Source organism: Mycetocola manganoxydans (genome assembly GCF_003667545.1).
Classification (GTDB): domain Bacteria; phylum Actinomycetota; class Actinomycetes; order Actinomycetales; family Microbacteriaceae; genus Mycetocola_A; species Mycetocola_A manganoxydans.
The window spans coordinates 38,799-51,552 of record NZ_RCUV01000012.1; the positions used below are offsets into that span (position 1 = coordinate 38,799).

Annotated in this window: 12 protein-coding genes; all 12 read right to left on the minus strand. The window is 65.6% G+C overall.

The genetic code is table 11. The annotated features are described in order from the left end of the window. Positions 1-15: 15 nt before the first annotated feature. The 12 genes from miaA to dapA all read right to left on the minus strand — a co-directional run bounded on the left by miaA (position 16) and on the right by dapA (position 12,727). Positions 16-924 carry a tRNA (adenosine(37)-N6)-dimethylallyltransferase MiaA gene (gene miaA, locus D9V29_RS11085; protein ID WP_121673392.1) on the minus strand — a complete coding sequence of 303 codons (909 nt, stop codon included), beginning with the start codon at positions 922-924 and terminating at the stop codon, positions 16-18. A gap of 20 nt (positions 925-944) precedes the next feature. Beyond that, positions 945-2,543: a tRNA (N6-isopentenyl adenosine(37)-C2)-methylthiotransferase MiaB gene (miaB, locus tag D9V29_RS11090; protein ID WP_121673393.1), complete on the minus strand. Its 1,599-nt coding sequence runs from the start codon at positions 2,541-2,543 to the stop codon at positions 945-947. 137 nt (positions 2,544-2,680) lie between these two features. Then, positions 2,681-3,295 (minus strand): regulatory protein RecX, encoded by a 615-nt coding sequence (locus D9V29_RS11095; protein ID WP_121673394.1) that lies wholly within the window; start codon positions 3,293-3,295, stop codon positions 2,681-2,683. 11 nt (positions 3,296-3,306) lie between these two features. Further along, complete coding sequence (gene recA, locus D9V29_RS11100; RefSeq protein WP_121673395.1) at positions 3,307-4,398, minus strand: recombinase RecA; 1,092 nt, start codon at positions 4,396-4,398, stop codon at positions 3,307-3,309. A 269-nt stretch (positions 4,399-4,667) separates the two neighbouring features. Further along, complete coding sequence (locus tag D9V29_RS11105; protein WP_121673396.1) at positions 4,668-4,892, minus strand: DUF3046 domain-containing protein; 225 nt, start codon at positions 4,890-4,892, stop codon at positions 4,668-4,670. Between the two features lie 75 nt (positions 4,893-4,967). After that, positions 4,968-5,276, minus strand: a complete 309-nt coding sequence (locus D9V29_RS11110) for a helix-turn-helix domain-containing protein (RefSeq protein WP_121673397.1) — start codon at positions 5,274-5,276, stop codon at positions 4,968-4,970. Positions 5,277-5,452: 176 nt separating this feature from the next. Then, complete coding sequence (locus D9V29_RS11115; protein ID WP_121673398.1) at positions 5,453-5,974, minus strand: CinA family protein; 522 nt, start codon at positions 5,972-5,974, stop codon at positions 5,453-5,455. Continuing rightward, positions 5,971-6,558: a CDP-diacylglycerol--glycerol-3-phosphate 3-phosphatidyltransferase gene (pgsA, locus tag D9V29_RS11120; protein WP_121673399.1), complete on the minus strand. Its 588-nt coding sequence runs from the start codon at positions 6,556-6,558 to the stop codon at positions 5,971-5,973. The genes D9V29_RS11115 and pgsA overlap by 4 nt, the downstream gene beginning before the upstream one ends. Before the next feature lie 3 nt (positions 6,559-6,561). Then, entirely contained in the window at positions 6,562-9,381 is a 2,820-nt protein-coding gene (locus D9V29_RS11125) for an FtsK/SpoIIIE family DNA translocase (protein WP_121673400.1), read from the minus strand. A 65-nt stretch (positions 9,382-9,446) separates the two neighbouring features. Continuing rightward, positions 9,447-9,938, minus strand: a complete 492-nt coding sequence (locus D9V29_RS11130; protein WP_121673401.1) for a GNAT family N-acetyltransferase — start codon at positions 9,936-9,938, stop codon at positions 9,447-9,449. A 112-nt stretch (positions 9,939-10,050) separates the two neighbouring features. Then, positions 10,051-11,727, minus strand: a complete 1,677-nt coding sequence (locus D9V29_RS11135) for a ribonuclease J (protein ID WP_121673402.1) — start codon at positions 11,725-11,727, stop codon at positions 10,051-10,053. Between the two features lie 22 nt (positions 11,728-11,749). Further along, on the minus strand, positions 11,750-12,727 hold the full coding sequence (gene dapA, locus D9V29_RS11140) for a 4-hydroxy-tetrahydrodipicolinate synthase (RefSeq protein WP_121673403.1): 978 nt from the start codon (positions 12,725-12,727) through the stop codon (positions 11,750-11,752). Between the last annotated feature and the right edge of the window lie 27 nt (positions 12,728-12,754).

Sequence of the window (12,754 nt, forward strand, 5' to 3'; positions counted from 1 at the left end):
CGAGTCTAGGGTTCGCTAGCCGGTGACGGATGCCTCGGCAGCGTCTCCGAGGTCGGCCGCGTCGTAGTCGAGCCAGACGATGTCGGCGTAACGCCGGAACCAGCTCACCTGCCTGCGGGCATACCTGCGCGTCAACTGCTGCGTCTCGTCGATCGCTTCGGCTTCTGTCGCCGTCCCGGCGAGCTGTCGCAGCGCCTGCGCGTATCCGATCGCTCTGGATGCGGTGACGCCTTGCTCAATTCCCTGCGGCACGAGGCCGCGGACTTCGTCGAGAAGGCCGGCGCTCCACATCCGCTCGACCCGCTCATCGAGGCGGGCGACAAGCTGGTCCCTGGGCGCACGCAACCCGAGGATGCGTGTCGGCCGCCAGTAGACCGGAGCCTCGGGCAGCATCCCGGCGACGGGCGACCCGGTGAGCTCGGCGACCTCGAGGGCGCGCACGAGCCTGCGCGTGTTCTGCGAACCGATCCGTGCCGCGACGTCCGCGTCCAGGGCGGAGAGGCGGCGGAAGAGTTCACCGGGTCCGTGAGACTCCAGTTCCGCCTCGAGCCGCGCGCGCACCGCCTTGTCGGATGCCGGGAACTGGAAGTCGTAGATCACGCTCGCGACATACAGCCCGCTGCCTCCGACGAGGATCGGGGTGGAGCCCCGCGCGATGATGTCCTCGACCGCTGCCCGGGCATCCGCCTGGTAGCCCGCGACGGTCGATTCGGTCGTGACGTCGAGCACGTCGAGCATGTGGTGGGGGATGCCGCGGCGTTCTTCGGGGGAAAGTTTCGCGGTGCCGATGTCCATTCCGCGGTACAGCTGCATCGCGTCGGCGTTGACGATCTCAGCCGGACGCCCCGCACGCGCCAGGCGCTCGGCGAGAGTGAGCGAGAGCTCGGATTTTCCGGTGCCGGTTGGGCCGATGATGCAGATCACTTCGGCACCGGGCGACGGGTTCAGCGCTGACCGTCCAACGCGTCGTAGATCGGGGTGGTAGCGCCGGCAACGGATGCCGGCGGACCGACGCGCAGGGACGGCAACCCGAGCGACACCCGGCCGGGCGTCGCGGATGGGGTGGCGGGCACACCGCAGGACTCGGCCTGGGCGCGGTCCCAGGCATCACCGGCGGTCGTCCGGCGCACGCGCAGTGGTGCGCCGTCGATTGTGTCTGCGATGAGGTAGAACGGTGCGGCCTGGCTCACTCGGACGGTCACGACGTCTCCGGGACGCGGGATCTCGGAACCGGCGGGTACGTCGAAGTGCACGAGCCGCGAGTCTTCGGCACGGCCGGACATGCGGTGCGTTGCGGCGTCCTTCTTGCCTTCACCGACGGCGACGAGCAGGTTGACCTCGCGTCCGATCACGCCCTGGTTCTCTTCAAGGCTGATCCGGTCCTGCAGCGCGGTCAGCCGTTCGTAGCGTTCCTGGACGACCGCCTTCGGGACCTGGTCGGGCATCGTGGCCGCAGGCGTGCCTGGACGGATCGAGTACTGGAAGGTGAACGCGGTCGCGAAGCGGCTCGCTTCGACGACGCGCAGAGTCTCCTGGAAGTCTTCCTCCGTCTCGCCGGGGAACCCGACGATGATGTCCGTCGAGATCGCCGCGTGCGGCATCCGTTCCCGGACCCGGTCGAGGATCCCGAGGAATTTCTCGCTGCGGTACGAGCGGCGCATCGCCTTCAGGATGCGGTCGGAGCCGGATTGAAGCGGCATGTGCAGCTGGGGCATGACGCTGGGCGTCTCGGCCATGGCATCGATGACGTCGTCGGTGAACGCAGCGGGGTGAGGGCTGGTGAAGCGAATGCGTTCCAGTCCCGGGATGGCGCCGGCCGCGCGAAGCAGTTTCGAGAATGCCTGCCGGTCGCCGAATTCGACGCCGTAAGAGTTGACGTTCTGGCCGAGCAGGGTGACTTCGATCGCTCCGTCGTCGACGAGGGCCTGGATCTCGGCGAGAATCTCGCCCGGGCGCCGGTCCTTCTCTTTGCCACGCAGAGCGGGCACGATGCAGAAGGTGCAGGTGTTGTTGCAGCCGACCGAGATGGACACCCAGCCGCTGTAGGTCGATTCACGTTTGGTGGGGAGCGTCGACGGGAACGTCTCCAGGGAATCGAGGATCTCGATCTGGGCTTCGTCGTTGTGGCGAGCCCGTTCGAGCAGGCTCGGCAGTGAGCCCATGTTGTGGGTGCCGAAAACGACATCCACCCACGGTGCCTTCTCGAGGATGACGTTCTTGTCTTTCTGGGCGAGGCAGCCACCGACGGCGATCTGCATGCCCGCGTGACGCTTCTTGACCGAAGCCAGGTAGCCGAGGTTCCCGTAGAGCTTGTTGTCGGCGTTCTCGCGCACGGCGCACGTGTTGATGACGACGACGTCCGGCTCGACCCCGTCGGCTTTGACGTACCCGGCGGCGTCGAGTGAGCCGCCCAGGCGTTCCGAGTCATGCACATTCATCTGGCACCCGTAAGTGCGGACTTCGTAGGTTCGTGCTCGCCCTGACCCGTCGATGGCGGCGGCTGACGCCGGAATGACGGTGGGGAGTTCCTGCAGCGTGCTCATGATCGTTCCAGTCTACGTTCGCCCGGCGGACCGGGCGACGGACACCTGCCGGTGTTGTCGTGTCGATACGAAGACCGGCCTGTGTCGATCACGAGTGATCGACACAGGCCGGGTCGGGTCGGGTTCAGACAGACGTGTCAGCGGAACCGCACCGTCGACGCGGAGGCGCTGGACCGCCCGGTCAGGAGCGGAGCAATAGCCTCCCGAACGATATTGCCCGGGTACCCCCGCCGCGCAAGGAATCCAACGAGCCGGCGCTCGAGAGTCTGCTTGTCGAGACCGCTGAGCTGCGATGCTCGCTTCGCGGCGAGCTCGGTCGCGGCGCTCAACTCGTCGCCTGAGTCGATGTCGTCGAGTACCTCGTCGATCACGTCGCGCGGAATCGACCGCCCGGCCATCGCTCGACCGACCACGGATTTGCTCTGGCCTTTGCGCTCGTACAACGCGTGCTTCAACTGCTCGGCCAGCACGTGATCATCGACGTAACCGAGGTCGCGCAGGCGATCGAGCACCGCATTGGCCTGGGAGGCGTCGAGACCTTCATCCATGCCGAAGGCGAGTACCTCGGCTTCGCTGAGCGCTCGGCGCGCGAGCTTCCGCACCAGGGCAGCTTCGACCGCCTCGGGCTCTGCCTGCGGCTCGGCGACGGGAGCGTCAGGCTCCCGCGCCGCGCCTGGGAGGTAGGTCACCGGCGCGATCCGGTCTCCACCGTTCTCCGTCGAGTCGTCGTCGGGGTCAAGAAACCGGACCATCTGCGACCGCCCTACGCGCCGCGCCGCGCGGCGAGCTGGTCAGCGGCAGCCTTGGCGGCCTTGCCAGTGACGGGGGCCTCGACAGCGGCCTCCGGTGCGGCGACGGCGCCGCCGATGCCGAGCTTGACCTTGATCTTGTGTTCGATCTCGTTGGCAATGTCGGGGTTGGTGAGGAGGAAGTTGCGCGAGTTCTCCTTACCCTGCCCCAGCTGTTCGCCGTCGTAGGTGTACCAGGAGCCCGACTTCTTGACGATGAGGTGCTCGACACCGAAGTCGATGAGGCTTCCCTCGCGGGAGATGCCGACGCCGTAGAGGATGTCGAACTCGGCTTGCTTGAACGGAGGGGCCATCTTGTTCTTGACGACCTTGACGCGTGTGCGGTTACCGACGGCATCCGTACCGTCTTTGAGCGTTTCGATCCGGCGGATGTCGAGCCGGACCGAGGCGTAGAACTTGAGTGCCTTACCGCCGGCCGTGGTCTCCGGGCTGCCGAAGAAGACGCCGATCTTCTCGCGCAGCTGGTTGATGAAGATCATGGTGGTGTTTGTCTGGCTCAGCCCACCGGTGAGCTTGCGGAGGGCTTGCGACATCAGTCGTGCCTGGAGCCCGACGTGGGAGTCACCCATCTCGCCCTCGATCTCGGCACGAGGCACGAGAGCGGCGACGGAGTCGATCACGATGAGGTCGATGGAACCCGAGCGTACGAGCATGTCGGCGATCTCGAGGGCCTGCTCACCGGTGTCTGGCTGCGACACCAGGAGGGCGTCGATGTCGACGCCGAGCTTCTTGGCGTACTCGGGGTCGAGTGCGTGCTCGGCGTCGATGAAGGCAGCGATGCCGCCCGCCCTCTGCGCGTTGGCGATGGCGTGGAGGGTGAGTGTCGTCTTACCCGACGACTCAGGCCCGTAGATCTCGACGATCCGGCCACGAGGGAGCCCTCCGACGCCGAGCGCGACGTCGAGCGCGATGGATCCGGTGGGGATGACAGCGACAGGGGCGCGTTCATCGCTCCCGAGGCGCATGACGGAACCTTTGCCGAACTGGCGGTCGATCTGCGCGAGCGCGGTCTCGAGGGACTTCTCGCGGTTTTCTGGTGATGGCATGTCATGCCTCTTTCTCTGTCGATATCGGTGCGCCTGTAGGCTGTCGCGCCCGGTGGATTCCGGTGCTGTGACAAGGCTGGGAGCGTCTGTCAGGAACGTTCTCGACTGTATTGTGCACCCCCGACATTGATATCGGGAGGAGGAAAACAGTGGAGTAAACGAACCCGAAGGGCCCTTGTGAAGGAGCCTAACCCAATCCGAACAGATGTTCGAGAGACGTCGCTCGGCGTGTCGAAGTCAATTTCGCTCGCTGCGGGCGACCGCCCAGGTCAATCGCGGGGCGGCGGCACTCCGGCACCGTGGCGTCGCTCGACCGGAACATCCGTCTCGCGGCACAGGGCCAGCCAGACGGTCCGCGGGGACTCACCCGCGGCCAGCGCTTCTTTCGCCGTCCGGCCACCCAGCTCGCGCAGGACGAGGTCGCTGGCGAGAACGCGCCCATACGCGCCACCGAACTCGGTGGTCATGGCCGTCCAGAATTCGCTGAGTTTCACGCAATCAAGCGTACTGGCGCCAAACAGAGAAATACCCCGGAGCGCCAGAGCACTCCGGGGTATCGACTCTTGTCGTTACTGGCGTACGAGGTTCGCATCCAGCTCGGCGACGAATTCGTCCGGGACCGTGTCGGGGATGGGGTCGATGCCTTCGAGGACAGCGAGGCGATCTCCGACCTCACGCATGATCACCGATATGGGCGTTTCGAGTGCTTCAGCGACCGAAGCGAGAATCTCGCTCGATGCTTCTTTCTGTCCGCGCTCGACTTCGCTGAGGTAGCCAAGAGCCACGCTCGCTTTGCTTGCAACCTGGCGAAGAGTCCGCCCTTTTTGCAGCCGGAAGTCACGAAGCACGTCGCCGATTTCTTGACGAACAAGTATCATTTGACCCCTCCTTCTCTGCCGGTCAGTCTCACCGCCGGGTAAGTCTGTGGATGGCAACATTACTACACCGATCCAGATACAAACCTTAGTGTTGCTGACTGATCTTTTCTTGTGAATCTGTCATGCCCAACGCGGATTGCCGCCGTCGTATTCCGCAGCGATCACATACGTTTCGATCAGGCGCTTCCCGACCCTGCCCCGGTGATCGCGAGCAGGTAATCGATGGCGGATGTCACGGTGTCGCGCCGGATGGCATCCCGCGTTCCCGAAAGGGTCAGCCCGATCGATCTCGTTCCACCGGCCATCGAGAGGCCGAGGTAGACCGTGCCCGGTTGCTTGCCCGCCTGGGGGTCCGGGCCGGCGACCCCCGTTGTCGAGATTCCGATGTCCGCCTCACGCCCGTCGACGCTCAGGACGCGGCGCACCCCCGCCGCCATCTGCTCGGCGACCTGCGGATGAACAGGGCCGTGTTCGGCGAGGAGATCCCGGTTCACGCCCAGCACGGATGCCTTGACCTCTGTCGCGTATGCCACGACGCCCCCGCGAACGACAGCGGATGCCCCCGCCGGCCGGATGAGTTCGGCCGCGAGCAGTCCCCCGGTCAGCGACTCGGCCACCCCGAGGGTCAATCCTCGCGCGGTGAGGTGGCGAATCAACGCGGCTGTTCGATCCGCCTCGCGCCCGCCGGCGGAAGTCATCTCCGCCTGCCGGCCTTCGCCGCTGTGATCACATAGTCGATGCCGCTGGCGACGGTCAGCGCGACAGCGACGCTCATGAGGGCACCGTTCAGCCAGAACACCCACTCGCCGACGACGAGGTAGAGCGGTGCGAGCGCCATCGAGATCGCGATGGCCTGGGCAAGGGTCTTGAGCTTGCCCATCCACGCGGCGGCGACAACATGGTCGGTCGCGACGATCATCCGGTGCACGGTGATACCGAGTTCACGCACGAGGACGATGGCGGTGACCCACCACGGCAGTTCGCCGAGGATCGACAGGGCGATGAGCGCTCCGCCGGTGAGGATTTTGTCGGCGATCGGGTCGAGGAGCTTGCCGAGGTCGGTGACGAGGCCGTACCGGCGCGCGATGGCGCCGTCGATTCCGTCGGTCGCGATGGCGAGGACGAACAGGGCAGCCGCGGCCCAGCGGAGCCCACCGTCCGCGCCCCCGTCGGCCAGCAGCATCCAGACGAAGACGGGAGCGAGCAGGATGCGAACGACGGTGATCGTATTCGGCAGGTTGAGATTGGCGGAGCGCGGCTGCGCGGCGCTGGAGGAAGCCATGATCTAGTCCTTGCCGGTGAGTTGCCAGGCGTCCTCGTCGGAGTCGCCCTCCTCCTCATCGTAACCGGCGAACTGCTCCTCGACCTTGTCTCCGGCGTAGCGATCGTCCGTCGTCGACGGCGCGAACGCTGGTCCGTCCTCACCCTTGAGCTTCGCGAGAAGCCCCGGCAGCTGTTCTGCGGTGACGAGAACGTCGCGCGCCTTCGAACCTTCGGACGGGCCGACGATCTCGCGGGACTCCATGAGGTCCATCAGACGACCGGCCTTGGCGAAGCCGACGCGCAGCTTGCGCTGGAGCATCGACGTGGAACCGAACTGGGTACCGACGACGAGCTCCGTCGCCGCGAGCAGCAGGTCGAGGTCGTCACCGATGTCAGCGTCGACCTCTTTCTTCTCGACAACGGCGGCGACATCCTTGCGGTACTCCGGCCGCGCCTGCTGGGTGACGTGCTTGACGACCTTCTCGATCTCGGTCTCTGAAACCCAGGCGCCCTGCACGCGGATGGCCTTGTTCGTTCCCATCGGGAGAAACAGCCCGTCGCCCTGGCCGATGAGCTTGTCTGCGCCCGGCTGGTCGAGGATGACACGCGAGTCGGTGACGCTCGTCACGGCGAACGCGAGGCGTGACGGCACGTTGGCCTTGATCAGACCGGTGACGACGTCGACGGACGGACGCTGCGTCGCGAGAACGAGGTGGATGCCGGATGCTCTCGCGAGCTGGGTGATCCGGACGATCGAGTCCTCGACGTCACGCGGCGCGACCATCATGAGGTCGGCGAGCTCATCGACGACGACAAGCAGGTACGGGTACGGCTTGAGCTGCCGTTCGCTGCCCGCGGGAAGCACGATCTCGTCGTTGATGACGGCCTTGTTGAAGTCGTCGATGTGGCGGAAGCCGAAGCTGGCGAGGTCGTCGTACCGCATGTCCATCTCCTTCACCACCCACTGCAGCGCTTCTGCCGCTTTCTTCGGGTTGGTGATGATGGGCGTGATGAGGTGCGGAACCCCGGCATACGAGGTGAGCTCGACGCGCTTCGGGTCGATGAGCACCATGCGGACGTCGCTAGGCTTCGCCCGCATGAGCAGGCTCGTGATCATCGAGTTGATGAAGCTGGACTTTCCGGAACCGGTGGATCCGGCGACGAGGAGGTGAGGCATCTTGGCGAGGTTCGCAACGACGAACCCTCCCCCGACGTCCTTGCCGACACCGATGGTCATCGGGTGAACGCTCTTCGTCGCGTTCGCGGAGCGCAACACGTCGCCGAGCGTGACGATCTCACGGTCGGTGTTGGGGATTTCGACACCGATGGCGCTCTTGCCGGGGATCGGCGCGAGAATGCGGACTTCGTTCGAGGCGACGGCGTATGCGATGTTGTTGGTGAGCGCTGTGATGCGCTCGACCTTCACGCCGGGACCGACTTCGATCTCGTACTGCGTGACGGTCGGGCCGCGGGAGAACCCGGTGACCTTCGCGTCGACCTTGAACTGCTGGAGCACGCTCGTGACGGCAGCCACGACGTCATCGTTCGCAGCCGAGCGGGTCTTCGCGGGGTCTCCAGCGCCGAGGGTGGATGCGGACGGCAACCGGTACGGCGCTACGGGCGCCGTGGGTCGCGCCATCTTCTGCGGGCTGGTGTCGCCCATCAGTCCCAGGCCCTCCATGCCGGGGAGCACATCGGTCTCTGCGTTGGGGCCGTCGTCGTGGAGACCGGAGGTGGGCTCTGCGGCGTTCTCGTATGCACCGAGCGCTGCCTCGGCGGCGGAAAGGTCGCCGATGACCTCCGTCATCGCCTCGTCGTCGATCGGGTTCCCGAACATGTCGAGGTCCTGGCCCTCGAGCGCCGAGTCGAATTCACCGTTGCCGCGGGCAGGGCCGCCGAGAAGTTCGTCCATGTCGTTGGCTTCGATCGCTGAATCGAAGGCGGGGTCGACCTCGCGCTGGCCCTTGTTGCGTCGCCACCACGGCAGCGATTCATCGTCGGACTCGTCGCCGTCGATGCCGTCGAGTTCGACCTGTTTGGTGCGCTCGAGCTTCGCGGCTTCGCGCTCCTCTTCGGTAGGCAGCTCGGTACCGAAGGTCCAGGCATACAGCTGACGGAGGCGAGAGCCGATCTTGTTCGGCGGGGTCTTGGTGATGATGAAGACGCTCAGCAACAACACGAGCGACAGGATGATCGCCGCGCCGATCTGGGTAGTCAAGGCGACGAGAGGCGCCCCGACGATCCAGCCGACCAGTCCCCCGGCAACCGCGAGAGCCGGCATCCCCTCACTGGGGCTGGGCTGACCGCCGAACGCGTGACAGAGACCGGATGTCGCGACGAGAGCGAGAATGAGGCCGATGCCGATCCGGCCGTTGTCGTTGACCGAACTCGGGTGGCGGAACAGCCAGATCGCGAGCAGCAGCATCACGACGGGAAGAGCGAACGCCAGTCGGCCGAAGATACCGCCGAAGGTGAAGTTGTTGAGGTTCTGGGCCACCTCGTTGTTGACGCCGAACCACTGCACCACCATGCCGACGATCGACAGGAGAAGGATCAGGAAGGGGATGCCGTCGCGGCGCTCCTCCTTGCTGAACCGTTCCGGCCCGAAGGCGCGAGCGGTTCCGCCGGCGAGGTGGGCGAGGCCCAGCCACATCTTGACGAAAACGTTCTCGGGAGTCTCCGCTGCCGGGTACGCCACGGTCTTCGTTGCCGGGAGTTTGGTGGTCTTTGCCGTCGCCGTTTTTGCCGGCGTTGTCTTGGTCGTCGCCTTGGTGGCGCTCGAGTTTCCTCCGCGCGCCGACGTGCCCCGACCGCGGCTGGACGATTTGCTAGTCGTAGCCATGGTTCCACGCTACTTTGGGCCGGCGACTTTGCCCCGCATTGACCCGGGCCAGTCCGGTCCAGGGGTCAGCGCAGGATTCGCACCATCGTGTCGGAATCGGGACCGCGCACTACCGGGAGAAACCCCTCGCTGAGATACAGGCGCTGGGCGTAGTTCGCCCGGCCGACGTTAAGGCTCAGCCGTGAATAGCCCGCGCTTCGGGCCTGCTCGAGCACCGCACAGATGAGCGCCCGGCCGACACCCTGCGCCCGCCACACCGGCACGACCCCGAGAGTCAGCTCGGGAACGCCGGACGCGACGAAACCCCGACCGGGATTGTGCACGGGAAGGAGCCGGAACCAGCAGGCGCCGATCGGTGAACCGGCGCTGTCGACTGCGACGGTTCCCGCGTCCCCCGGCCGTTGCCAGCGGTCGATGTATTTCGCTGTGTCAGGGTCCGAGAGGACGTCGATGCGTGACCGCGTGCGTCCAGGCATCCATTCGGACGCCTCGACGAGCATGTCGCCGAGGAAGCGGGCATCGCTGCCCGTCGCTTCCCGGAGGGTGAACCCGGCCATGAGACGGATGCTACGCCGCCAGTGTTTCGCCCGGATGAACAAACACGAATTGCCCGGTTTCGCGGGTCCGGGCGGGCCGGGACCCGCGAAACCGGGCAATTCGATGGCGGGGTTACGCCTCGATGACGAGCGGCACGATCATCGGCCGGCGGCGGTAGGACGTGTTGACCCAGCGACCGACAGTACGACGCACGATCTGCGAGAGGGCGTGCGGGTCGCGGACGCCATTCTTCGCGGCTTCGGCGAGGGCCTGCACGATCTTGGGCTTGACGGAGTCGAAGACGCGGTCGTCCTCGGCGAATCCCTTGGCGTGGATCTCGGGGCCCACGATGACCTTGCCGGTCTGCGCTTCGACGACGACGATGATCGAGATGAAGCCCTCTTCACCCAGGATGCGTCGGTCCTTGAGGTCGGCGTCCGTGATTTCGCCGACACTGGAGCCGTCGACGTAGACGAACCCGATCTCGAGCTGGCCGACGACACGAGCTTCGCCGTCCTTGAGGTCGATGACGGTGCCGTCCTCGGCGAGGATCGTGTTCTCCTCGGGAATCCCTGTGTCGATCGCGAGCTTCGCATTGGCGACGAGGTGACGGTATTCACCGTGAACGGGAAGCACGTTCCTGGGCTTGATGATGTTGTAGCAGTAGAGCAGTTCGCCCGCGGCGGCGTGACCGGAGACGTGTACCTTCGCATTTCCCTTGTGAACGACGTTCGCACCGAGCTTGGTGAGGCCGTCGATCACGCGGTAGATGGCGTTCTCGTTGCCGGGGATCTGGCTCGAGGCGAGGATGACGGTGTCGCCCTCCCCCACCTCGATCGCGTGATCCATGTTGGCCATGCGGCTCAGAACGGCCATCGGCTCGCCCTGCGAACCCGTGGACATGTAGACGATCTTGTCGTCGGGGATGTCCTTGGCCTTCTTGTAGTCGATGAGTACGTTCTCGGGAACCTTGAGGTAGCCGAGGTCAGCGGCGATGGTCATGTTGCGGACCATCGAACGGCCGAGCAGTGCAACGCGGCGACCGTTGGCGTGGGCGGCGTCGAGCACCTGCTGCACCCGGTGGACGTGGCTCGAGAAGCTCGCGACGATCACACGTCGCGGCGCCTTGGAGATGACCTGCTCGAGGACCGGGCCGATGGACCGCTCGAGCGGGGTGAAGCCGGGGACGTCGGCGTTGGTGGAGTCGACGAGGAACAGGTCGACACCCTCCTGACCGAGGCGGGCGAACTCGCGGAGGTCGGTGAGGCGGCCGTCGAGCGGCAGCTGGTCCATCTTGAAGTCACCGGTCGCAAGGACGGTGCCTCCGTCGGTCTTGATGGCGACGGCGAGAGCGTCAGGGATGGAGTGGTTGACCGCGACGAACTCGAGATCGAACGGGCCCAGCTGTTCCTTCTGGCCCTCGGTGACGGTGAGGCTGTACGGCTGGATCCTGTGCTCTTTGAGCTTGGCCTCGACGAGCGCGAGGGTCAGGCCCGAACCGATCAGCGGGATGTCCTTGCGCAGGCGCAGCAGGTAAGGAACCGCGCCGATGTGGTCCTCGTGACCGTGGGTGAGGACGACGCCGACGATGTCATCGAGGCGGTCCTTGATCGGGCTGAAGTCAGGCAGGATGAGGTCCACGCCCGGCTGGTGCTCCTCGGGGAACAGCACGCCGCAGTCGACGATGAGGATCTTGCCGTCGATCTCGAAACTTGTCATGTTCCGGCCGATTTCGCCGAGGCCACCGATGGGGATGACGCGGAGCGTCCCCTTCTTCAGGGCAGGCGGATTGTAAACGGATGTGGGCATATGCCCTCCTTGGATGTGTGCGTCAGCGAGTGGTGCCGTGCACCTGAGGCAGTGCACCGCCAGCTGCCGCGTTGCGGTCTGGACGGAAGTTGGAGAAGTCCACTCCCGGGATGTTCCGGACGAGATCGATCTCGTCTTCAATCTGTGCTGCTTCCCATTCCTCTGGTCCGACGAGGGGGAGGCGAACGCGCGGGCTCGAAATGCGGCCGAGCCCGTGCAGGATGTACTTTGCGGCCACTGTTCCCGGCACGTGAGTCATCACGGCACGGACGAGGGGCTCGAGCTGCTTGTGTGCGGTGGTTGCCGCGGTGAGGTCTCCGGCGTTGACGGCGTCGACCATCTGGCGGTACGGCGTCGCCGCGATGTTGGCGGTGACCCCGATGAGTCCTGCCGCACCGATGGAGAGGTGCGGGAGGGCGTTGGCGTCGTCGCCGGAGAAGTAGAGCAGGTCGGTCTGGTTGAGAACCCGGCTGACCTCGGAGAAGTCACCCTTGGCGTCCTTCACCGCGAGGATGTTGGGGTGCTTCGCGGCGCGGAGGATCGTCTCGTAGGTGATCGGGATGCCGGTACGCCCGGGAATGTCGTAGAGGATCACGGGCAGGTCCGTGGCATCCGCGATCATCCGGAAGTGGGTGAGAACGCCCGCCTGGGTGGGCTTGTTGTAATACGGCGTGACGATCATGACACCGTCTGCGCCGGCCTTCTCGCTCTTCTTGTAGAGGTCGATGGCGTGGGCGGTCTCGTTCGATCCGCCGCCGGTGATGATCTTCGCCCGGCCGGATGAGACGGACTTGCCGATCTCGACGAGACGCAGCTTCTCCGGGTCGGTGAGGGTGGAGGTCTCCCCCGTCGTTCCGGTGACGACGATGCCGTCGGCTCCAGCGGTGATGACGTCGTCGATGTGCTTCTCGACGCCGGGCCAGTCGACTTCACCGTCAGCGGTAAAGGGGGTGACGAGCGCTACGAGGACCTGACCGAAGGGATTCACGACGTTAGACACAGGTATCAGGGTACCGGGTGCTGGCGC